At 45.0% G+C, this 23160-nt stretch carries 23 protein-coding genes and 2 pseudogenes; 9 read left to right on the top strand and 16 right to left on the bottom strand.

The features are described from left to right. Positions 1–26: 26 nt before the first annotated feature. The 5 genes from H6F44_RS10225 to H6F44_RS10245 all read right to left on the bottom strand — a co-directional run bounded on the left by H6F44_RS10225 (position 27) and on the right by H6F44_RS10245 (position 3201). A complete protein-coding gene (locus tag H6F44_RS10225; protein ID WP_190350858.1) occupies positions 27–1475 on the bottom strand; it encodes a bifunctional orotidine-5'-phosphate decarboxylase/orotate phosphoribosyltransferase in 1449 nt (482 codons plus the stop codon). 23 nt (positions 1476–1498) lie between these two features. Next, positions 1499–2122 carry a CBS domain-containing protein gene (locus H6F44_RS23765; RefSeq protein ID WP_190350859.1) on the bottom strand — a complete coding sequence of 208 codons (624 nt, stop codon included), beginning with the start codon at positions 2120–2122 and terminating at the stop codon, positions 1499–1501. Between the two features lie 52 nt (positions 2123–2174). Continuing rightward, a complete protein-coding gene (locus tag H6F44_RS10235) occupies positions 2175–2477 on the bottom strand; it encodes a hypothetical protein (protein WP_190350860.1) in 303 nt (100 codons plus the stop codon). A 73-nt stretch (positions 2478–2550) separates the two neighbouring features. Then, positions 2551–2874: a thioredoxin gene (gene trxA / locus H6F44_RS10240; RefSeq protein ID WP_190350861.1), complete on the bottom strand. Its 324-nt coding sequence runs from the start codon at positions 2872–2874 to the stop codon at positions 2551–2553. A gap of 30 nt (positions 2875–2904) precedes the next feature. After that, a complete protein-coding gene (locus H6F44_RS10245) occupies positions 2905–3201 on the bottom strand; it encodes a 2Fe-2S iron-sulfur cluster-binding protein (RefSeq protein WP_190350862.1) in 297 nt (98 codons plus the stop codon). A 79-nt stretch (positions 3202–3280) separates the two neighbouring features. On the opposite strand from H6F44_RS10245, the gene H6F44_RS10250 reads away from it, so the two are divergent. Beyond that, positions 3281–3715: a recombinase family protein gene (locus H6F44_RS10250; protein ID WP_190350863.1), complete on the top strand. Its 435-nt coding sequence runs from the start codon at positions 3281–3283 to the stop codon at positions 3713–3715. 225 nt (positions 3716–3940) lie between these two features. Next, complete coding sequence (locus H6F44_RS10255; protein WP_190350864.1) at positions 3941–5134, top strand: CBS domain-containing protein; 1194 nt, start codon at positions 3941–3943, stop codon at positions 5132–5134. A gap of 167 nt (positions 5135–5301) precedes the next feature. Here the strand turns inward: H6F44_RS10255 and H6F44_RS10260 are convergent, their stop codons facing one another. The 4 genes from H6F44_RS10260 to H6F44_RS10275 all read right to left on the bottom strand — a co-directional run bounded on the left by H6F44_RS10260 (position 5302) and on the right by H6F44_RS10275 (position 7036). Continuing rightward, the gene (locus tag H6F44_RS10260) at positions 5302–5727 is read right to left on the bottom strand and encodes a DUF29 family protein (protein WP_190350865.1); all 426 of its coding nucleotides are present in this window, start codon (positions 5725–5727) and stop codon (positions 5302–5304) included. A gap of 3 nt (positions 5728–5730) precedes the next feature. After that, complete coding sequence (locus tag H6F44_RS10265) at positions 5731–6225, bottom strand: hypothetical protein (protein ID WP_190350866.1); 495 nt, start codon at positions 6223–6225, stop codon at positions 5731–5733. Positions 6226–6262: 37 nt separating this feature from the next. Beyond that, positions 6263–6688, bottom strand: coding sequence for a DUF29 family protein (locus H6F44_RS10270; protein ID WP_190350867.1), 426 nt, complete (start codon positions 6686–6688; stop codon positions 6263–6265). 192 nt (positions 6689–6880) lie between these two features. After that, the gene (locus H6F44_RS10275) at positions 6881–7036 is read right to left on the bottom strand and encodes a hypothetical protein (protein WP_190350868.1); all 156 of its coding nucleotides are present in this window, start codon (positions 7034–7036) and stop codon (positions 6881–6883) included. Between the two features lie 231 nt (positions 7037–7267). On the opposite strand from H6F44_RS10275, the gene ftsH reads away from it, so the two are divergent. From ftsH to H6F44_RS10295, 4 genes and pseudogenes are all read left to right on the top strand, one after another. Then, on the top strand, positions 7268–9154 hold the full coding sequence (gene ftsH / locus H6F44_RS10280) for an ATP-dependent zinc metalloprotease FtsH (RefSeq protein WP_190350869.1): 1887 nt from the start codon (positions 7268–7270) through the stop codon (positions 9152–9154). A 65-nt stretch (positions 9155–9219) separates the two neighbouring features. Further along, positions 9220–9375, top strand: a pseudogene (locus H6F44_RS10285) (hypothetical protein); the annotation flags it as partial. A gap of 81 nt (positions 9376–9456) precedes the next feature. Then, positions 9457–10572 (top strand): hypothetical protein, encoded by a 1116-nt coding sequence (locus tag H6F44_RS10290; RefSeq protein ID WP_190350870.1) that lies wholly within the window; start codon positions 9457–9459, stop codon positions 10570–10572. 29 nt (positions 10573–10601) lie between these two features. Further along, positions 10602–13100 carry a lipase family protein gene (locus H6F44_RS10295; RefSeq protein WP_190350871.1) on the top strand — a complete coding sequence of 833 codons (2499 nt, stop codon included), beginning with the start codon at positions 10602–10604 and terminating at the stop codon, positions 13098–13100. 104 nt (positions 13101–13204) lie between these two features. Here H6F44_RS10295 and H6F44_RS10300 read toward each other — a convergent pair whose 3' ends face one another. From H6F44_RS10300 to H6F44_RS10320, 5 genes and pseudogenes are all read right to left on the bottom strand, one after another. Continuing rightward, on the bottom strand, positions 13205–13381 hold the full coding sequence (locus tag H6F44_RS10300) for a hypothetical protein (protein ID WP_190350872.1): 177 nt from the start codon (positions 13379–13381) through the stop codon (positions 13205–13207). Then, positions 13378–13605 carry a nucleotidyltransferase domain-containing protein gene (locus H6F44_RS10305; RefSeq protein WP_190350873.1) on the bottom strand — a complete coding sequence of 76 codons (228 nt, stop codon included), beginning with the start codon at positions 13603–13605 and terminating at the stop codon, positions 13378–13380. The genes H6F44_RS10300 and H6F44_RS10305 overlap by 4 nt, the downstream gene beginning before the upstream one ends. An 85-nt stretch (positions 13606–13690) precedes the next feature. Next, a pseudogene (locus H6F44_RS24000) lies at positions 13691–13816 on the bottom strand (type II toxin-antitoxin system Phd/YefM family antitoxin); the annotation flags it as partial. A gap of 14 nt (positions 13817–13830) precedes the next feature. Further along, entirely contained in the window at positions 13831–15222 is a 1392-nt protein-coding gene (gene rlmD / locus H6F44_RS10315; protein ID WP_190350874.1) for a 23S rRNA (uracil(1939)-C(5))-methyltransferase RlmD, read from the bottom strand. Positions 15223–15401: 179 nt separating this feature from the next. Then, on the bottom strand, positions 15402–17024 hold the full coding sequence (locus H6F44_RS10320) for a cation:proton antiporter domain-containing protein (protein ID WP_190350875.1): 1623 nt from the start codon (positions 17022–17024) through the stop codon (positions 15402–15404). 156 nt (positions 17025–17180) lie between these two features. On the opposite strand from H6F44_RS10320, the gene H6F44_RS10325 reads away from it, so the two are divergent. Then, positions 17181–17393, top strand: coding sequence for a hypothetical protein (locus H6F44_RS10325; protein ID WP_190350876.1), 213 nt, complete (start codon positions 17181–17183; stop codon positions 17391–17393). A gap of 39 nt (positions 17394–17432) precedes the next feature. Continuing rightward, positions 17433–17786 (top strand): HesB/IscA family protein, encoded by a 354-nt coding sequence (locus H6F44_RS10330; protein ID WP_190350877.1) that lies wholly within the window; start codon positions 17433–17435, stop codon positions 17784–17786. Positions 17787–17926: 140 nt separating this feature from the next. Here the strand turns inward: H6F44_RS10330 and H6F44_RS10335 are convergent, their stop codons facing one another. After that, positions 17927–19375, bottom strand: a complete 1449-nt coding sequence (locus H6F44_RS10335) for a protein kinase domain-containing protein (RefSeq protein WP_190350878.1) — start codon at positions 19373–19375, stop codon at positions 17927–17929. Positions 19376–19559: 184 nt separating this feature from the next. Here H6F44_RS10335 and pcrA point away from each other — a divergent pair, with 184 nt between their 5' ends. Next, positions 19560–21935, top strand: coding sequence for a DNA helicase PcrA (gene pcrA / locus H6F44_RS10340; protein ID WP_190350879.1), 2376 nt, complete (start codon positions 19560–19562; stop codon positions 21933–21935). Between the two features lie 16 nt (positions 21936–21951). Here pcrA and H6F44_RS10345 read toward each other — a convergent pair whose 3' ends face one another. Further along, positions 21952–23085: an ATP-binding protein gene (locus H6F44_RS10345; protein ID WP_190350880.1), complete on the bottom strand. Its 1134-nt coding sequence runs from the start codon at positions 23083–23085 to the stop codon at positions 21952–21954. Positions 23086–23160 lie beyond the last annotated feature (75 nt).

Below are 23160 nucleotides of genomic sequence, written 5' to 3' on the forward strand. Positions count from 1 at the left end.
GAACTTCCCGTTTGTGTTAGTTAAAGTCAATCAGAAGTCGTCAATAAAATATCGAGTTGTGTTGAGTCTAAACGACCAGCTTCGTATAACGTTTCGGCAATTTCAGAAAATTTCAACACTGCATGGGCTTGATAACCCTGACGCGCTAATTTCTGGGTTACATCCCCTTCGTGATCGATCAATACAACCACATCCTTCACCACTAAACCCACCGATTGCAGTTTTGCGATGCCTTCTAGCACACTCTTACCTGTGATCAGAACGTCATCAATCAACACAACCGTCTCACCATCCCGAAATTGCCCTTCAACTAAACGACGAGATCCGTGGGTTTTGACCTCTTTGCGGGGAAAAATCATAGGGTAGTTGAGGCGCAATCCTAAACCCGTTGCCGTAGGCAATGAGCCGTAGGGAATGCCTGCAATGCGATCAAATGTCAAAGTTTGAAGAATATTGGTATAGGCGTTGAGGACTTGCTCGAATACTTGAGGATGGGAAATGATGGAGCGTAGGTCAATATAATAGGGAAACGTTGCACCAGATGCTTGGACAAATTCCCCAAACTGGATGCAGCCAATGTCATAAAGCTGCAAAATCAAATCTTTATGGAGATGTTCTTGCAGAATACACACATTTGGAAACCAAACCGAACAGGTGGGGTTGCCTTGAGTCATGTTTGCTATCATCTGATTGATGTCATTCCGTAGCGATCGGATGGCATTTCTGGGAGATTCACAGCTTAACAGATCGTCGGGAGTAGAAATAATCAGCCCATCAGCATTGGAGGTCAGTCCTGCTTTCAGAAATGCTTTCAATGCCGTTGGCTCTAGCGAAATGTCACCCGCTAAGATCAACCGCTCAGGCGAAATCGCACGGATACGGGCAAAGACATCAGCACTGCCAGCCACTTCTAACCCCAACTGTTCTGCAATCCCCCAAGTTTTAGCTTGCTCTACTAAATTTAGATAGAACGGTGATTGACGGCTCGGATATTCCTGCAACATAGCTGCTAAAGAATTGTCCGTAGCACACAAGATAAATACAGCCTTATCTGGATAGATCAGAAAGGGAGTCACTCCATCTTGCCCAATGTATGGATTGAGAGTAACTGCATCTACCTGCCAGATTTTAAAGATCATCTGGGCAAAAATTTTGCTGGTATGACTGTCACTATGCTGAGCGTCTAGAATAACTGGAATGTGATGTGGGATGGTCGCCAGGATCTGCCGCAATAATCCTAGCCCCGAAGCCCCCAATGCACGATAGAACTCCAAAGTTAGCGTGTAAGCGCAAACTAAATCAGCCGTTTCAACAATCAACCATTGCAACCATTCTTGTAATTCCCAAATATGAGCATGGGCTGCTTCCCATCCACCTAAGTGTTGGGGCCATATTTGAGGATTTGGCGCGAGTTCAACAGAGAGCAAACTCTGATTGCGAGTCATAGCCTTGCTCAACTTATCACAAAAATTCATAAACAATTTTGGGAGAGAATGATCTAATCGTCATAAATCCGACATTCCAAGGCATTGGGATTATCCTCACAGTAGGACAGGAGGGAATTCTGTTCCTTCTTTTCAACCCGTTGATGTTGATGGGTGGCTTCCGATTGGAGTTTCTCAGCCATATCCCAAGCCGCAGCGCACTCTGGAGAGGTTGCCCCCCTTGAGATACAAATAGTTCGTGCGTCTTCGCGGGCAATTTCGATTTCGTCTTCAATAAACAGACGTTTCGGATTTTCTACAAAGTCACTCTTAAAGAGAATATCACCGACAGAAACAATGCCCATCAAGGTTTTGCCCTGAACCACAGGCGCTCGACGAATGTGGGTTTGAGCAAATAACCGAGCCACATATTCCACACCCAGTTCAGGATTGATGACCACACAGGGCTTGACCATAATTTCGTAAACCCGCACGGTCTTGGGATCGAGACCAAAGGCTGCCACTTTGTAGATAATGTCGGTTTCAGTCACCATCCCATAGGGGTCTTGTTCGTGGCGTGGTTCGACTATCAGTCCCCTTAGGCGTTTATCTTTCATCAACTTCACAGCATCTGCAACCGTTGCCGAGCCACGAATGGTGATAACGTTTCGAGTCATGATTTCTTCAGCTTGCATCATAGGAATTTAAATTTTTATTCAATGGGATAAGTGGAATATGCTCAAAAATTGGCTAGTATTGCCCAGAAAGTAATTCGCTGGGTGATAATCTCATGCTAGATAGCAGATACCTAAGAAGGCGATCGCTGATTCTGTGCGTGGTAGCCGCCGCATCGTTTTCCTGAATACCAGGTGCATAGGCTTCAAGTACTGCACCGTTTTGTGAACAAGTCGTCATGAAATAGTCGCAAGTTGGACATTCGGTTTGAGTCACTTGGAGGCTTGGGCAGTTGCACCCAATGGTTAAGCGATCGCTCAAGATCCGTTGAGCCAAGCTGCCACAGTTAGGACATCGAATTTCTATGCGTGTATTCATCGTCGCACCTCAAAATTGAATGATTGTGTGAGAAGGAAATGGTCAAAAGCAGGGAGAAGCCCACGGTGGAAGACTATCGTTGTCGTTCTACCGCAGCCGTAAATTCTTCATAGGATTTGACCCCAACTAACGTTTCCATCAATGCGCCCTGTTTAAAGACCATGACGGCTGGAATACTTCTAACCCCAAAGCGTTTGGCTACGGCTTTGTTATCGGTCACGTCCAGTTTGAAGACTTTGGCGCGATCGCTATATTCCTCAGCCAGTTGATCGATTAATGGCGCAACTAGTTTGCAAGGACCACACCAAGTTGCCGTGCAATCTACAACCATGAGTGATTCATTGCTCAATAGGGAATCAAATTCAGTTTCATCTTGAATAAATTTAGCCGTACCCATGTTTATATCTCCAAATTGATGATGTGTGATTTAGTACAAATTTTCTTCTTGGTGCGTTTTAATCGTGCAATTGGAGCGGGGATAAGTAACACAGGTCAGCACAAACCCCGCATTCACTTGGTCTTCATCTAAAAATGATTGATCCGACTGATCCACTTCCCCAGAAATCAGTTGGCCAGCACAGCTAGAACAAGACCCTGCCCGACAAGAAATTGGTAAGTCAATGTCTGCTTCGGATGCGGCTTCGTAAACAGTTTGATCGTCTTGGACATCGATGGTGACATCTAATCCCTCGTCATTCACGAGTTTTACTTTGTAAGTTGCCATGGGATACTCCTAATCAAAACAAATTTAAGGCGTTAAGTTGAGATATAATGCTCTTGCAAGTCATTGAAACGACCCCACCATGACAGCAGTTCCTTCCAACAATTTATCTGCCTGGGAGCGCCTAGAGCAAGGCAGGCAAGCAAAAGCAAACAACGGTGGTTATGCGGGCTACGGATCGCCTGCCTTTGGGCAACGATCAGTAGATGGTGAATTAGTGGATGACCCAGAAGAGTCTCAGGTAGTTGAACTAATTCGCCGCCATCACAAATCTGGAAAATCATTACAGAAGATTGCCGATTGGCTCAATGAAAATGGGTACTCCACCAAACGAGGTCAAAAGTGGCAGCGTATTTCCGTAAAACGAGTGCTAGATCGACTCTACGGAAAGCTCTCCAGAATCTCAGGAGTAGCATCTCAGGCTGAACAGAAACCTGAAGCATCTCCCTTATCGTCTGATGACATCGCAACCAATAACCATATAGAGGATCTAACACTTCTAGGCAGAGGGTTTTAACAGTCAATCCGTAACATCCCTCTATCATACACCTATGTCTGTGCAAAACTGCTATAGACTTGAAACTAATAGCAATAAAACGTTACATTTCTCTTAAAGAGGTCAGATGACACTAAATTCTGGGATAGTTTTTAGGACTGTTTTAGCTGCTATGAAAAGCTGGGTTATTTCCTGTAGGGAGGCTTATCCTCCTATCTTGACTTTTCGGTTTACCGGAATGTGCTGATGTCAATCGATACATTTCAGAATTGGGCTCCTAATCTAGAAGATGCCATCGATCGACATCCGTTGACGATGCCTCCAAACACTCCATTGATGGAGGCGATCGCTTTGCTCAGTCAGACGCATGACATTATTTGTGTGCTGACAGATGACCAATCGTTGTCAACCCCTTCCGCCCAAAAGGTTCATGCTAGCTGTGTGTTGGTGATGCAAGGGCAAGAACTATTGGGGATTTTGACAGAACGCGATGTGGTTAGACTCACCTCCAAAGGGCTTAACTTGACTGAGATAACCGTTGCCGATGTGATGGTGTATCCGCCGATCACGTTGCCGCAGCAATCCATGCAAGACATTTTTGCCCCGCTATTTTTGTTTCGCCGCTACAAGATTCGTCATTTACCGATTGTGGATGACCAAGGACATTTGGTCGGGGTTATTTCCCAAGAAAGTATTCGCAAAATTATGCGTCCAGCAAATCTCTTGCAGTTTCGTCGCGTATCGGATGTGATGACCACTAAGGTGGTGCATGCCCCACTCTCCGCTACGGTCTTGCAATTGGCGCAGTTAATGACCGAGCATTGCGTGGGCTGTGTGGTGATCGTGCAAAGAAATTCAGAAGATAATGACTGCCCCGTTGGCATTGTGACGGAGCGAGATATTGTGCAGTTTCAATCGCTGCAAATTGATCTGCAAAAAACTCAGGCTCAAACGGTAATGAGTACGCCGCTATTTCTCCTCAGTCCTGAGGATTCGTTGTGGACGGCACATCAGGAAATGCAGAAAAGGCGGGTGGGGCGCTTGGTGGTGTCTTGGAACTGGGGGCAGGGGTTAGGAATTGTCACACAAACTAGCCTATTACGGGTTTTTGACCCCATGGAAATGTATGGGGTGATTGAAAATTTACAACAAACTATTCAACATTTAGAGGCAGAGCGATCGCCATCTAATCCCTCCCGTCAACCTCCTCCTTTGCTTGTCCAGTCCAGTTCTGCGGACTCATTACTCCAACAGAGTCGCTCCTCCTCTTACAACGAGATTGCGGGCGATCGTAAGTTTTTACTTGACTTGCTAGACAATGCTTACAAACACGTAAAGTATATGTCTGACAACTTGGATCTTTTAGTCGAGCAGAGGCGAACTCAGATCCAATCTGTTCTAGAGATACTTGAGCAACTCGGTCGTAAAATTAGACCTTAAACGCGATGTGCCTCTAAAAGACTAAACTTTTCCTAAATAGGGTTGGAATCGCAGAGAAAATCGCAGTTTGTAACGCTGTGCGTGACATCATGATGTTGACCAGTTTTCCCTAGAAGCAATGATCGACAATTGCCAAATTGCCCGCGCAACCCAGCGTTGATCTTATCTTAGTTGTCAAAAACTAAAGCGATCGCCTGCTCAATAATTGCCTCGCGATCCACCATTGCGCCCAACTCATCAGCCTCATATCTACCCTCAAAAGCTTCACTCGCAGCAGCATCTAGCGCGATCTCATAAGCTTCTTCTATCGTCTCGCGTAGTTCTGAAGGTTCGCAATAATTTCCTTTAGCCTTACGCCGTTGGTTAGTGCGCTGAATTTCTCGTACCGAGTTTTTAATTGATAGATCCCACGATCTCGTAGTGCGATTTTCAGCGCGTTGTTTGATGAGATGTAGCAGCAAGATTTTGGCAAAGCTATAAATCTTATTCAGCTTGTCATCCTTGCTCATCTCCGTCATCTCCTCCACCAACAACAAAGCATCGGCAATATTGCCATTTAGCAAAAATCCCTTTAGTTCTAACAATTCTTCCATCGCCTAAGCCTCCTGAGTCAAATCACCCAAATCAATATCACCCGTTACTTTGACATTTTTTAGCATTGTCTGCTCGACCGAGCCACTACCTGATGGCGCTGTCTGCTTCATTGATTTTGCGCGGAGGTTTACCCCCTCAATATCACTAGCTATAGTTTGTGATATTGAGGGCACAATTTTAACTTGTGTCGCCAACTCCTCAACCTTAGCTGCTAATTTTTGATTGCTGGATAAAAGCGATCGCACCTCATCCAACAATTTCACCACATCAGGATCATCAGTGATCGCCTCCACATCAATCACCGCTTGCTGAGGATCAAAATCTTGACCCGCGCTAATCGCTCTCACAGTCTGGGTATTAGGCGCTTTTTGACTGAGAATTGACCACAGCGATCGGGCTAATTTCAAAGTCTCATCGGTAATATTTTCGCCAACCTTAGTTAACGAGCCAGCACCCACAATCCCCAACAAACCCAAAATTAGCGAAACTGGTTCCATAATTTGCACCGATGATTTACTCAAGTTTAAATTTATTTTAGTTGCCAGAAACTAAAGCGATCGCATCTTGAATAACTTGATCGCGATCGACCATATGAGCGATCACCTCTGTTTCGTACCTTCCCTCAAAAGCCTCCAAAGCAGCCTGTTTTAAAGCCGATTCGTAGGCATCTTCTAGCGTCTCCTGTATTTCAGATTGTGAGAGATAGGTTCCATTAGCCTTGCGCCTTTTATTCGAGCGTTGAATTTGCTTAACCGCATTGAAAATCGATATTTCCCAAGATCTTGTCGAGCGTTTTTCGGCTTTCTGTTTAATCAAATGGAGCAACAAAACAATACTAAAACTAAAAATCTTATTTAATTTGTCATCTTTGCTCATTTCTGTCATCTCCTCCACCAAGAGCAAAGCATCAGTAATATTGCCACTGAGCAGAAAGCCCTTTAGTTCCAACAGTTCTTCCATCGCCTAAGCCTCCTGAGTTAAATTACCCAAATTAATAATCACCTTTTATCTTGTTATCTTGACAATGATTTACTAAAACTTAAATTTATCTTAGCTGTCCCAAAGTAAAGCGATCGCCTGACTGATAATAACAGCGCGATCGCTTTGAATTTTTGGCAAGTTAGGCAATGGTTCCGCGCAAAGGGAGATAGATCAATTAGTGGCACTGCACTGACAGAAATTACAAATAATGGCGATAATAGCGAAATTATGGACGCTTTGTACCTTTTCTGCCTGTCTTGCCCAAGCCGTATCAAGGAAAAGTGTAGAAGCAACTAAACCAGCGATCGCCACCGTAAGAATTTTCATTGTTTCTGAGATCAATATAGAGGTCGTTTTTTTGATTATAGTACGTTAATTAAACATAAAATCACAACCCATGCAACTGTCTTGATCCTAGAGATCTAAATTTGACTTTAAATTTGACTGTGATCTGCTTTCCTTTGGGTAGATATTTGCGATCGCGCGACTACATGAATAAGGATCGTGGTAAGTTAAGTTTAGTTAAGAAATTATTTTGATCATCAGGCTATTTGCTATATGAAATCCTCTTGGAGAACTGCGCTGCTGTGGTTACTGCCCATAGCGATAATTGGCTTTTTTGGATGGCAAACAGTGGTTGCCCGTCCCGTTCCTAGTCGTCCCACGGTCAATGCTGCGAATACGCGCATTTCCTACGGCAGATTTTTGGAATATCTCGATGAACATCGCGTCCGCAAGGTCGATGTTTTTGATGGTGGTCGCACGGCGGTAATCGTAGCAAGCGATCCCCAAATTGAGGGTAAAGAACAACGCGCTAGGGTGGATTTGCCAATCTACGCGCCCGAATTGATGGACAGGCTCAATGATGGATCTGTGGATCTTGCTATCTATCCTCCCAGCAACAACGGCGCAATTTGGGGCTTTGTTAGCAACTTAATTTTCCCCGTTGCCCTAATTGCAGGTCTATTTTTCCTATTTCGCCGCTCCAATCAAATGGGTGGACCTGGACAGGCTATGGACTTTGGTAAGTCTAAGGCGCGTTTTGCCATGGACGCTCAAACTGGCGTGAAGTTTGATGATGTCGCTGGCATTGAAGAAGCCAAAGAAGAATTGCAAGAGGTCGTCACCTTCTTGAAGAAGCCTGAACGCTTTACTGCTGTCGGCGCTAAGATTCCTAAAGGTGTTTTGTTAATTGGCCCACCTGGAACTGGTAAAACCTTACTTGCTAAGGCGATCGCGGGTGAAGCTGGTGTACCTTTCTTCTCCGTATCGGGTTCCGAATTTGTGGAAATGTTTGTTGGGGTTGGTGCATCCCGCGTGCGCGATTTGTTCAAAAAGGCAAAGGAAAATGCACCTTGCATCATCTTTATTGATGAAATTGATGCGGTCGGTCGTCAGCGTGGCGCTGGCATCGGCGGTGGTAATGATGAGCGCGAACAAACCCTCAACCAAATCCTCACGGAAATGGATGGGTTTGAAGGTAATTCGGGCGTAATTGTGATTGCAGCGACTAACCGCGCTGATGTGCTGGACTCTGCCCTATTGCGTCCAGGACGCTTTGATCGCCAAATTGGTGTTGATCCACCCGACATCAAAGGTCGCTTGCAGGTTCTCAATGTCCATGCCCGTGACAAAAAGATTAGTCCTGAAGTTTCTTTAGAAGCGATCGCCCGTCGTACTCCAGGGTTTGCAGGGGCTGACCTTGCCAACCTTCTCAACGAAGCCGCGATTCTTACCGCCCGTCGCCGCAAGGATGCGATGACTATGGCAGAAATCGATGATGCTGTGGATCGGATCATTGCAGGTCTGGAAGGCAAGGCACTCGTTGATAGCCGTAACAAGCGTTTGATCGCCTATCACGAAGTCGGTCATGCGATCGTGGGTACATTGATGAAAGAACATGATCCCGTTCAAAAAGTCACCCTCATTCCCAGAGGACAGGCGGCTGGTTTGACATGGTTTACTCCCGATGAAGAGCAAACCCTGATCTCTCGCGGTCAAATCCTTGCCCGTATCACTGCTGCCCTTGGTGGACGTGCTGCCGAAGAAGCTGTATTTGGTTCTGCGGAAGTAACCACTGGCGCAGGGGGCGATTTGCAACAGGTTAGCGGTATGGCGCGGCAAATGGTGACTCGTTTCGGAATGTCTAATATTGGTCAACTTGCCCTTGAAGGTCAAAGCTCGGAAGTATTTCTTGGGCGTAGCATGGGTGGTGGCTCCCAATATTCTGAAGATATCTCCGCCAAGATCGATCAACAGGTGCGCGAAATTGTGCAGAAGTGCTATCAAACTGCCTTGCAAATTGTCTATGAAAATCGTGCGGCGATCGATCGCGTTGTCGACTTGTTAGTTGATGCCGAAACTCTTGACGGTGAAGAATTCCGCCGTATTATTTCTGAGTACACTACAGTTCCTGTAAAAGAGCGTTTTGTACCTCAAATCTAAATCTCTCAATCACTAAAAAAATGGCGACTCAATGAGTCGCCATTTTTTTGTCTCAAACCCTTTCCATATCATCAATATCTCATTGTAAAGTTACCGATCGCGCCGCCCAAGGGATTCCACCCTTACCCCTCAATGCTCAGCAAGCATCCGCCCTTTGTGAGCTATTGCAAAATACCCCCGCAGGTGAAGAGGAATTTTTATTAGCGTTACTGGGCGATCGCCATTTTTAACAATTATTTCCAAACTGTTAAAATACATCTAAAATATATCAAACGAAAAAACAGCTATAGCAAGAAATAAATATGATTACCATAACACCAACATTGGAGATCCCACCTGAAATAGCTGAAGGACTCGCAAATGAGATTTACTATCGTGTTGGGGGCGTGATTCGAGAAGTCGCAGGGACTAAGCCTATTGTTGCATGGCTGCGTGAGGTTCCTAATACTTCAGGGAGTAATTTACTGACAATAGCGAATATTGGATCTAGTGCCAGTATCCTCAACTTAGGTATTTCTGTAATGGGTTTTGCTCTTGTATTGCATAAACTCAAAGATTTAGAAGAACGATTACAAAAAATCCAGAAGACCTTAGAGAAAGTTGATCGCAAAATCGATCTAGGGTTTTATGCCAACTTTCGTGCTGCTCTTGATTTAGCGACTAATGCTTTTTCGATGAACCAGTCAGAAAACCGCAAAAATATGGCAGTTCAAGCTATCAATCGGTTTCTCGAAGCAGAGCATATTTATTTAGATTACACAGACAAGGAGCTTGAGCAACGCAGTAAACTTGTCCACGAATATTTGTTAACTCTGTCTCTAGCCTATATTGCGGAAGCGCGATGTCATTTAGAACTAGAAGAGTCAGATATGGCTGTGCAACGTTTAGAGGCAGGATTTAGAGTAATTAGCGATCGCCTTCGTAAATATCTTGATATCCTCCTTACCTCCAATCCCGCCGCTTATTTACATCCAAAATTTAAGAATGAAATTGGATTAGGTAGACTCACAAAAGTTTATCAATGGATTGATCCAAGTCTAGATGCTGCTGCTGTCTTTGAAATGCAACGGGATAATATTTTTAGTCTCAAAAAGGATCAAGGTAGCGATTCAGGCTATAAATGGGTGAATAAACTACCACAGGCAATTGTGGCTGAGTCTGAGGTTCAGTGGGATATATGGGGCAATAGAGAGCAGATGAAAAAAGAAGCAATGAGTCGTCTTCCAAAAGTTTTTGCAAATATGGAGTCGATGATTGAAACGATTCAACGTTTTGAGGCTTATCAGTCTGAGGTAAAAGCAATTTCAAAACTAGGGATAAGTTTTCGGGAATGGACTCTATTAGCTCCAGTGGACAAACAGCAATCAGAGAATAGAACTTTGATGTACCTAGTCCCATCTAGACCTGTTGAAGCCTGATTTAGCCGTAATTACCAGAGATTTATTTAATGACTCACGAATGTTCCAAAGCATTAGAAATGTCCTACCTAGCTTGGTTGGCATACAGCACCGAACTAGCCGAAATCCATGAGAAGCTGAATGCAAGTGAATCACCGAATTTGCAAGCTTACCAAATTCTGGAACTACTTAGAGAAGGGACAGAACACTATGGCTTTGTGGCAATAAACGGTGAACAAGAAATAGTGATTGCGATTCGGGGGACAGTCAGCGTCAAGGACTGGATGTATAACTTACTGACACCGCGTATTGTTGATGAATTTCATTTTGGTTTTCAACTTTACACCGAGCCAATTTGGAAACAACTACAAAATATTCTGCCCGATTTGCTCAAAGACAAACCCAAAATCATTACTACAGGGCATAGTCTAGGAGGAGCTTCGGCAACTTTACTCGCCCATAAACTCAATAAATCAGACTTAAAGCCTAGTTACTGTAGTCTCGAAACCTACACATTTGGTGCGCCGCCTTTGGGAACTGAGAGCGTGAAATTAGAAACACCACTTTATAGATTTCGTACCCCTGGGGATCTGGTTCCCCATTTGCCACTATTGGGCGGCTGTATTGTGGAGATGACTAGCAATAACTTGACTTGGCTTCCCCAAGTTCAACAGCCATTGGCGGAGATGAGTAAAACACTCACTGAGTACAGCCATCCTGAGCCAGAGTATTTATTGCATTCCACAGGCAAAGTTTATAAACTTGATGCCTCACAAATGAATATTCAGACACAGCAATCTGAATTTTTGAAAATCTTGTTAGAGAAGCCAGATCACGGTGCTGCTTTTGCTGAAATCGGCAGTAGCCTTGTCAAAATTTTTCAATTTCAGGGAAATATTCAGGCTTTAGTGACTGAAAGTATTGGGAGCTATCTCGGAAAGATTGCTGAGACATTGCTGATTGAACATGATATCTTACAGTATATTCAAGCTCTAGATAGCGAAAAAAGTTTACCTCAATCAGTTTTTGCTACACCTGAACCTGATATCAAAACTGAAATACAAGCAATTAGCTTAGGAGAAAATAAAGATATGTTCAATAAAAACTTGTTGAAAAAGATTGCTAAAGGCGCGGTTCAAGCAGGTGAGGAGATTGTAAAGGAAACTGCTCATGTTAGCGGTGCAATTGTTGAGATGACTAATCTCTCTGAATCCGTTAAACCTGTTGATAATTCTCAAGCAGAAGACGAAGCTTCTACAAAAGATTCTGCAATTGTTGTAACTACTGACAAGCCACAAACAGGTAATTGGTGGGATGGCGCATTTGGTGCAGTCGCAGGAGCAGCAGGAGCGGTTGGTAATGCAGCTAGTGCGGTTGGCGGAACAGTTGCAGGTGCGGCTGGTTCTGTTGGGAATGCCGTTGGTAGTGCGGCTGGTATTGTTGGCGGCACGGTTGCGGGTGCGGCGGGAAATGTTGGCGGGGCGATCGTTAGTGCGGGAAGTGCAGTTGGTGGTGTAGCTGGATCTGTCGGTAGTGCAGTCGGTGGAGCAGCAGTGGCAACCGCAGGAGCAGTCGGTGGGGCTGTTGGTGCATTTACGCAAACTGTGGGAGGTGCTGTCGTTGACGGGATCTCATCGGCAACTAGTACAGCAGGGAATGTAATTGACTTTGCTGAAAACAGTCCTTTACTCCAAAAAGCTGCACAAGCTTTTAACGCAGACTGGTTACTGAAAGTACTAAACCAAGTTGATGTGATTGCATCGGCTACTGAGGTAGAACGTCTCAAGCAACAATATCCAAATGAATCGAATTATCAAATCGCACAAAGAATTATTGGACAAAAAGCAGTAGGTGCTGGTTTATCTGGATTTGGTACTAGTATTGTCCCTGGTTCTGCCGCAGCATTGTTTGCTGGAGATCTAATTGCAACTACTTTACTGCAAGCTGAGATGGTTTATCAAATAGCTTGTGCCTATGGAATGGATCTTAACGACCCAACTAGAAAGGGCGAAGTTGTTGCAGTATTCGGTTTAGCTTTTGGCGGCAAAATGGCAATCAAAGCAGGATTAGGACTGCTAAGAAATATTCCAGTTGCAGGAGCCGTGATTGCTGCAAGCTCTAATGCAGTAATGATTTATACACTTGGTCAAGCGAGTTGTGCTTTTTATGATGCCAAGCTAAACCCCGTTAACTTTGAAGAAAAATTAGTAGACATTCAAAAAGATAGTGAAGAGCGTTTAAAAAGTGCGATTCCACAAGAACAGATTATCGATCAAATTCTCGTTCATGTGATCTTGGCAGGTAATCAAGGCAGAAGTAAGGAAAATGTTTTGGCTGATTTGAAAGCAGCTAATCTTAGACCAGAATCCATTGAGGCGATCGCTGAATACATGAGCGCACCACTTCCCCTTGAGGTTTTACTAAAGGATATCAAGCCAGAGTATGCGTTATCTTTGTTTGCCCAATGTCAGAAGTTTGCAATGTTAGATGGCATCATGACTCCCGAAGAAGCGCAGGTTATTGAGATGATTCATCAGAAGTTTGCTTGAGTATTTGCAAAAAAACAGCAAAACTTTGCATAAAAATAGCTCAGTCCGATCTCTTTTACTTTTTAAATCAGCGTCAAATTGCGACTAAAAATATTCAAGATTTTCTAACCATGCGATCGCCTATTCAGTTTGCGATCAGAGATCATTGCGTGGCATGGGTTTTGCAGATAAATTGTCCCTGCGCTGTCAGGCTTAGGAGCCGAGCATTCCCGATTTAAGGTGAATCTGAGGTTTAAGTCGGGTTTCTTTTTCTGCCAAAAATAAAGCCAACTCGAAATCATAAGGGAATATCTGCCATCCGCCTAATCTCTTGCACTGGCAACACTCGCTCCTTTAGCACTACTAACACATCAATATCTGAGTCAGCATTTGCTTCACCCCTAGCCACAGCTCCGTATAACAACACTGAATATAGGCGATCGCCATAAAGCTCTTGCAATTTTGATTTCAGTTCTTGTAAGAGCAACTGCAAGCGATCGCTAATATTGAGAGTCTTAGTGAGCATCATTTTGGATACCAATAGGAAAGTTCTCATCAAAAATTGGGTCGATGGAATAAGGACATTCTTTCGGTAAATCCTTAGGCTTATATATCTGTTGCATAGGGTTACTATTTTGCAAAACAAACAAAGTTTCCTGCTGCTGCTCCCAATCCTCAGCACTAATCACCACAAAATCCGCCCCATCTTGGCTTGTAATTTTGAGGGGAGAATGCAGGGCTACTTAGTTGCTCAGCAACGACTCAAAAAGGCGATCGCCTCCACATGGGAGGTTTGCGGGAAGAAATCAATGGGTTGAATGCGGGTTAACTTATAGCGATCGCCTTCGCAAAGTAACTTCAAGTCCCGCGCTTGAGTGGCAGGGTTACAACTGACATAAACTAGGCGATCGGGCATAACGCATGAGAGATTATCGCCCCGCAAATAATTAATTACCGAAGACTCACAACCCTTGCGCGGCGGATCAAGAATCACCACATCGGGCTGCACATTATTTTCCTTAATTACTTGCTCCAACAAATCCTCCACTTTGCCCGTGTAAAAGGTCACATTGTCAATGCCATTGAGTGATGCATTCAGCTTGCCCTGTGCCGTTGCCTGTGGTTGAATTTCGATCGCGATCGCCTGTTGCACCTGTTCTGCTAGGGGCAGCGCGATCGTACCAATCCCTGCATAGGCATCGACAATTACTTCCGTTCCCTGTAAATCTAGTGTCGAAGCGATCACACTTAGCATCTTTTCCGCCTGCTCTGTATAGACCTGAAAGAACGTATCGCCGCGTAAATGGAAGGTTAGCCCTGCAAATTTCTCTAATAGATAATCACGTCCTGCAATGCAGCGACTTTCACGCCCAAAGATGGCATTGGTGCGATCGGGGTTGCGGTTTAAAATCACGCCCACAACTTGAGCGTAGCGATCAACCCATGTTTGGGCAAAGCTTGCCAAATTAGGAACATCCCAATCCCTTGTAACTAATGTAATCAGCACTTCGCCTGTATTGCGTCCGATGCGTAATCCTAAATGGCGCAGCAGCCCCGTATGGTTATTCTCATCATAGATTTCCCAACATTGGTTATGAATATCTTGCTTAATTTCGGCAAGTAAGGGATCAAGGCGTTGATCTTGGGCAGGGCATTGATTCAAATTAACAAGTTTATGGCTGCGCTTTTGATAATAACCAGCTTTGAGGTTGCCATCTTTGCCTTTGGCGAGGGGATAGGTGACTTTGTTGCGGTAGTGCAGGCTCTCCGTTGCGCCAATAATCGGCGTGAGACATTCAGCGATTAGCTCAGGACTAAAACCACCAATACGCTGTAATGCTTGGGCAACAAGGTTTTCTTTGATGCGAAGTTGGGCGGCATAACTGACGGTTTGCCATTGACAGCCGCCGCATTTGTCAGCAACGATACAGCTAGGGCGGATGCGATCGCTGGAAGGGGAAAGTATTTTCTCAATGCTGGCATTAGCAAAATTCTTTTTGACAAATTCCAATTTTGCCGCAATGCGATCGCCAGGAACTGTATTGGGTACAAAAATGGCAAGGTTTTCATAGCGCCCAACCCCATCACCGCTATCGGCAAGATCATCAATGGTGAGATTAATTTTTTGTCCCTGTTGCAACATATTTTTGAAACTATAGCGAATTGGTAAAATGCAAGTAATGAATGTCGGGTTATTGATCCGCCATTGATCAGAAAATTGGGCTTTAAGCTCTATGGTTCTTACAAGGCTGTATATTTACGATACAGTAAGGATTGAATATTTTGCTCATATGGGTTTTGATTCTCGCCATGGGCGTAGATTTAATGATGACGGGATTCTACGAGAATTACGGGAATAAGACTTGCCTCTAAAACAGATTGAGAAATGGAACCCACTAACACCTGTTGCCAAGATTGATTTCCACGCTTACCAATTACAATATCTGTGACTTTACGAGATTCTGCCACACGTATAATTTCTTCAGGCACAGTACCTATGCTAATCAAAAATTCATAGCGAATATCTGACAAGACCCTCTGAGACTTTGCTTGCAAAAGCGCGATCGCCTGTTGATCGCCTAGATTATCCACATACAAAACAATCACCTCACCATCACTACGCCTCGCCAGATCGGCGGCTTTAGTCAAGACATCCGTTGCTAGGGGCGAATTATCTACTGCTGCTAGAAAGATGGGACAGCCATAAATTGCGACTTTGGTGGGATCAACCTCGCCCCGTTCTAAAAGTTTGGGGGCAAGGGTAGGAATTGCCCATGCCCCTAATGGTGCGGTGACTAAAATTGAAAGCACCGCGATCGCCAAAATCGTCTCACCGCCAGCGACTCCCTGTGCTAAAGGAATTGCCCCAATAGCCGCTTGTACGGTTGCCTTGGCAGAGTTGGCTGGCAATAGAAACAACTGCTCCTTCCATGTCCAATTACTGCCTACAGTGGCAAGATACCACCCCAGCGATCGCCCGATCAATGTGCCAATTCCCAATACCGCAAGTCCTACGAGCAAATTACTACCTAAAACCTTGAGTTGAATACTTGCCCCAAGCAGCACAAAAAGCACAATTTCGGCGATCGTCCATAGACTATCAAATCCCCCGCGTAATCTTCGCGCTAGAGGGGCATCTAGTTCTACTAAAAAAAATCCCATTGACATCACTGCTAAATAGCCAGAGAAAATAGGAAGATGTTCAGCCAATATGACCAACCATAGGGCAGTACTAGCGGCAACTAAGGAATCTTGTCCAGCATTTTGTGTCCAGTTCTGCTTGATGAGTAAGGATACTAATATTCGCGCTGTCGCCCACCCTGCCAACACTCCCAATAGAATTTGGCAGATAACTTGAAATGGAAGCAACTGCCAAGGACTGAGAGTAACCCCTAATAAAGTGATGTCTGTTGCGGTAGTTTGTGATAGAAATGTGATTAGCAAGCTAAATACTAGTAATAGCAGTACATCCGATAAAGCGCTACCCGTAAGAATGGCATCGGGAATCCCTTTAGTTACACCCCATCCTAAACTTTTCAAGCGCAACATCGCAGGCACGATGACAGCAGGCGATTCTGCGCCAATAATGCAGCCGAGCAACAGCCCTGTCAAAAAGTCGAATTGCAGTAACCACATCGCCGCCCAAGCGATCGCGATCGCCTCACAAACCGCAGGCAAAAAACCTAATTTCAAGGCGACAATTCCCTGCTGCGACAATTTTTCGCGATCAAGCCCTAGACCAGCCTTCATCAAAATCACCATCACGGCGATCGTGCGAAGCGGCTTAGCGGCATCTAGCACCTCTGAATTGATCACATTGCCTGCCTGCATTCCCAAAACAATGCCCACTAGAACCATACCCACAAGGGCAGGAATTTGTAGCCGCCGAGCGATCTGCCCAACAAAGAAACCCATCAACAATATCCAAACAATACTTTCTAGCATTCGTGCTTTGCAATGACATCAAAGTTCGGTTCCTTATTTTATGGCACAGCCCCGCCAGTCACCCTGAAGTGGGAAATAGCCCCCCACTTTCGAGTTGTAAGGCTAATATAGGTATAGGTCATGGAAACATTAATCTTAAATAGCTAATTCAAAATTATGGTCTGCTGTAAAACTAAAAATAAGCTTGCTAAGGCTGTCAAATTACATCGTAACTTTCACTTCAAAACTGGTTTGCTGCTTGACCAAGGTGTGCGCCTTTTCGGTGTTCATAAGTGTCCTCTTACCAAACCCTTTTACAAGGCAGTGAAGGTGGCAGGCTATGCCAATGTTTCTTTGGCAAGTATTGCGCTTGTCTTACTAGAAGACTAATATGACATTTAGCTCAATTAGTAATTGGATCGATATCCTATGATTACTCTCACTGACGCAGCGATCGCCCGCGTCAAAAATCTACAAACTCAGCGCTCCACCGCAGCTCCCCTGCGTTTGGGGATCAAGCAAGGCGGTTGTTCGGGCTTGTCCTATCTCATGGATTTTGCTGACCAGCTAGAAGCTGAAGACAATCAATACGAATATAACGGCGTAAAGATTGTGATTAATAATAGCAACCTGCCTCAGTTGCAGGGCTTGGAGCTAGACTACACTGAAGACCTGTTGGGTGGTGGCTTCCGCTTCCGCAATCCTAATGCCAGCAAGTCTTGCAGTTGTGGTACTTCTTTTGCGACCCCCAAGGAAATTGGTGCGCCTGTAGCTTGTAGCTAGTTAGACTTTTCGTCAGTTACAGCGCTTTGTGCTTAATTAAAATCTAGAAATATTGAAAGCGGCGCTTTGTGCCGCTTTTATTTGTGCTGATTTAAATATTATTTCAATATTAGGACTTACGCTTTGGGGTTATTTTGGGGCTAGAGCAGAGAATTAAGTATTTTAAAGATTAGCCTGAGGGCTGCCATCATGGCGATCGCCGCAACACCTGCAACAGCACAGAAGGGCAGAATAGTCAGCAAATCGGGTATGGCGACTTTGGCAAAGTTTTTTGCTATCAAAAAGCCAATAATGCTCAGCACATTTACAAATACGAATAGATCTTTATTGTCGAGAATAGAGGTAATCCGCAATGTGGCGATCGCGCCCATAACCACAACTAGCACGATCCAATTGGTGGGACTCTCCAAAAGGCTCAAAGCAACCTGCCCCAGCAACATCGTTTCAAACCCTAGCAAAAATGCGGCGATAAATTGGGTGGGGATCGTTGCCGACAAGAGCCAAGGGGTAGAGTGCGATCGCCTAATTTTAGCAGGCTTAGAGGGCGCATTGACCATTTGCGGTGAGGCGATCGGCGGTGGGACTTGAATGCTCGATTGGGTATTTTTTGGCGGAGCCGATTGAATAATCGTGGGGGCTTGTGCCTTAAGCTGAGAGACTTGTTTTTGAGTCGCAAGCGCTTGAAGAACCGCCGCCGCCGATTCAAAGCGATCGCTGGGGGCAGTGGCTAACATCTTTAACAAAACTTGGTTGAGATGGGGACTAAGGTTGACAAATTTTTCCCATTGCCATTTGTTATAGTTCACATCAAATAATTCTTCGGGTTCCTTGGCGGTCAACAGATGCAAACAAGTGACCGCAAAGGCATAGAGATCTGTGGAGGCAAAAACTGTATCACCGCGCATTTGCTCAGGAGCGCCATAGCCAGGGGTGAAAATACCTGTCGATTTTTGACCGTGAGCCGCCCCCGCCACCTGCTTTACCGCCCCAAAATCCAGCAAAAAGTAAACTTGGTCAGATTTGCGTACCATGATATTGGCAGGTTTGATATCACGATGAATTGAACCTTTTTCATGGATAAATTGCATCACGGGCAGTAAGCTCTGCATAATTTCCAGTAAATCTGATTCGGCGATCGCCCCATACTGCTGCACAATCTGCTCTAGGGTAAAGCCATCGACAAATTCTTGCACCAAATAAAAAAATTCATCCTGCCCCGACTGCACCTCAAAATAAGCCAGTAAATCAGGAATCTGCGGATGCGTCCCCAAGTCTTCCAAAACCGTTGCCTCTCGCTCAAACATCTGCTTGGCGATCGCCATCTGGGCATTATTTAGCCCCACAGGTTGCAATAGCTTGACCACACAGCGCCGCATGGCGGGTGTGTAGCGATCGCGGGCTAAAAAAGTAGCCCCAAAGCCACCCCTAGCGATCGGTTTTTCCACGAGATAGCGCCCCCCCAGCAACAACGGCATTCCGCAATTAGTACAGAATTTTTGGGCGATCGTTTTTACAGTATTGCCACTGTCAAGGTCAGCAAAGGTATTAAGAGGTTTAGCGCAGTTAGGGCGCGTGCAGTAAATATCCACTATTTGACCTTGTAAGGTTACGACTGAATTTAATTAATAATTTTGATCCTTAACTTAGGCAAAGGCTTGTAAATCAAGCTTTCTCCTAAGTGCTTTGGTTTTTGTTATAGCGCAAAGCGCTTTATTGGTAAAGATTTTTGGCATACTGTATTACAGTCTAACTAAATTCTTCCCCCCTGAGCCAATGAGTTCTAATTTTTTGCACCATCTCAACCCCGCCCAACAAAAAGCAGCCAGCCATCTTCATGGCCCGATGCTCGTGGTGGCAGGGGCTGGCTCAGGCAAGACAAGAACCTTAACCTATCGCATTGCCAACCTCCTGCTCAATCACGATGTTTCCTCTGACCAAATTTTGGCGGTAACTTTCACAAACAAAGCTGCCAAGGAAATGAATGAGCGCATTCAGGCTTTGCTAACGCAGGAAGTCGCCCAAAGGGAACTAGGTAAACCCCTCAGTGAGGTCACAGAATGGGAGCAGGAGAAAATTCGTAAGCGGGTATTTAAGCGCTACATCAATAGCTATGCTGAGGATGGGCTATGGATGGGAACTTTCCATAGTATGTGTTGCCGTATTTTAAGGTTAGATGTTGATAAATATAAGGATGGTAATGGCAGAAGCTGGGGCAAGAATTTCTCAATCTTTGATGATGGCGATGTTCAAACCCTTGTGAAGGATATTGTGATCAATCGCCTTAACCTTGATGAAAAGAAGTTTGAACCAAAATCAGTGCGCTTTGCGATCGGTAATGCCAAAAATAAGGGCTGGACTCCAGAGGAGTATGAGCAGAATAGTGATGATGCCCCATTTCGGCGCAGGGCGATCGCCCAAGTTTATAGCCTTTATCAAGATCAACTTGCCACCAATAACGCCTTAGACTTTGATGACTTAATCTTTCTCCCCGTGCGCCTATTTCAACAAAATCCTGAGGTTCTCAATGCTTGGCATCAGCGCTTCAAACATATTCTCGTGGATGAATATCAGGATACTAATCGCACCCAATATGATTTGATTCAGTTGCTATCCACCAATAACAGTAAACCAACTTGGGAAGATCGCTCTATTTTTGTAGTGGGAGATGCCGATCAATCAATCTATAGCTTCCGTTCGGCAGACTTCACTATTTTGATGGAATTCCAGCAAGCTTTTGGCGATCGCCTCCCTGATCTCAATACTCAAACCATGATCAAGCTAGAGGAAAATTATCGCTCTGTTGCTAATATTTTGGAAATCGCCAACCAACTAATTGACCACAATTCCCAACGCATCGATAAAGTCCTCAAAGCAACCCGACCCGATGGCGATTTGATCGAACTCTATCGTGCTGATGATGAGGTGGATGAAGCCCAATTTGTGATTGAACAGATTCGCCGTGTTAAGTCCAAAAACCCTAGTGTCAATCTCGGACATTTTGCCATTCTCTATCGCACCAATGCCCAATCTCGCCCCTTTGAAGAAATGCTAGTGCGTTGGAATATCGCGTACAAAGTGATTGGCGGCTTAAGATTCTATGATCGCAAGGAAATTAAAGATACACTTTCCTATTTGCGGTTGCTTTCTAATCCATCGGATACCCTCAGCCTGATGCGGATCATCAATGTTCCCAAGCGCTCCATCGGTAAAGCCACCCTAGATAAGTTGCAACAGGCAGCCCAAGAGCTAGGCTTACCAATTTGGGAAATCATCAGCGATGAAACTACGGTCAAAACCCTGGCGGGGCGATCGGCAAAGGGTGTACTTTCCTTTGTGGAACTAATCCAAAACTGGCGCGAAAAGATTGGCGTTACCCCCGCTAAGGATATCATTCTGGGCATTCTCGAAGAATCGGGCTATGCGGAAGAGTTAAAAATGCAGGGAAATGATGAAGCCAGCGATCGCCTTGCTAACTTGCAAGAACTTTACAACGCCGCCGAACAATTTGCCGAAGAGAATGAAGATGCTTCCCTTGATGCCTTCCTTGCCAATGCGGCCTTAGCCTCTAGCCTTGATGATAGTAGTGAAAATGCCGATAAAGTCACCCTGATGACCCTCCATGCGGCTAAGGGTTTGGAGTTTCCTGTAGTATTTCTGGTAGGGCTAGAGCAAGGACTATTCCCCAGTTTTCGTTCCATTAACGACCCGATGGCTCTCGAAGAAGAGCGCCGCCTCATGTATGTGGGCATCACCCGCGCCCAAGAAAAGCTATTCCTGAGCCATGCCCAAGCCCGCCGCCTCTATGGTAATCGCGAATATGCCATTCCTTCCCAATTTCTCGCAGAACTGCCGAAGGAATATCTGACGGGACATGGCATTGATAAATTTATTAGTAAGGCAAGCCAACGGGCTGAAGCAACTAGTGTCAAGGGTTCGCTCCGCACGGTTGCCCCTGCTAAGGTGAGTGCCGTTAAGCCGCGCCCCAGTGTCAATTGGCAGGTGGGCGATCGCGTGATGCACGAGAAATTTGGCGAGGGGCAGATCTCTAATCTACTCGGTACGGGTGAAAAGATGTTCTTAGCGATCGCCTTTGCAGGTCAAGGTAAAAAGATTATTGATCCTAAGATTGCCCCAATTCAGAAGCTTTAGTATATTGACATTGATTTTACATTAATTGCAACTTCAGCCAAAATTGCAAAGTCGGTAAAGCAATGCGATAGCCATATTTAGCGCCATAGACTAGCCCCTTCTGCTCTAAACTGTCCAAAGCTCCTTGCAGACTGCCCCCTTTAGATAGGCGATGCTTTTGGATATACTCGCGGCTGTGGGGGCTGACGGTCGGATCGATGGCTAAGCTTTCCAATACACGCACCTGTGTCGGGGGTAAGAGCATGATTAAAGATTTAAAAGTTGGCGCAAGATCCTCCACGAGCGTCACCATATTGCGATGGACATGATCAGACTGAATCAAGAATTGAGATTCTTGAGGTTCCTTAGATTTAATCGCGTGACTGAGATAATCAAGCCAAATCCTTCGCATTAAAGCGATCGCGTCTCCCATATTGCCCTGTGTATATTCGGCAAACAATTTCAGTGCGTCATCCTTTTCTGCCTGTGCAAATCTTAAACCTCTATTGAGCATCACAGGTTCCAACCATTCGCACAATTCCTGATTGGTTAGGGGCGGCAGTTCCACCACATGAATACTGAGCTTGTGCATCCAAGGTTCAGGCACAGTCGCCATCAAAACATAACTAACCCGACTTTGAATTTGAATTTCGCGTCGCAAATATTCTTCCCATTCCCCTTTGCGATCCCAAGAGCGAATATGAGTAAAGTTATGCAGCACGATCGCCACCCGACAGTCTAGCCATTCCGCCATTTGTTGGGGAATGCTCAAAAGATTTTGAAATAACTGCCATAAACCAAGGTTCGATAATTTCCAAGTAAGCTGTGGTTGTGCTTGAGCTGAGGGAACATTAAACATTACAGGCTGTTCTTTCAATAGCAATTGTAACTGCAACATTTCCGCTTCGCTGTCAAAGGTATTGAGCAGTCCTTTGGCTAATAACTTAAGAAAGCGATCGCCATCGGTTGCCCTCAAACAATCCACGGTGATTACCCTAGTTTTAGAACGCTGTGCCGCCCATCTAACCAAGGTACGACGACCACTACCCGCAACCCCCGCAATTAAGAGATCCCCATCAGCCAATAAAATCTCACTGATTTGGCTCAGCTCCCTCTGCCTACCCACAAGACATTGCGGCAGAAATGGGTTATTACTCGGATTATTGCTCATAGTCTAATTTTACAACGCTTTGCGTTTGATCCCAATCCAGAAAGAATTTGAAAACGTTGCTTTGCCGCATTTTCA

The organism is Pseudanabaena cinerea FACHB-1277, assembly GCF_014696345.1.
GTDB lineage: Bacteria > Cyanobacteriota > Cyanobacteriia > Pseudanabaenales > Pseudanabaenaceae > Pseudanabaena > Pseudanabaena cinerea.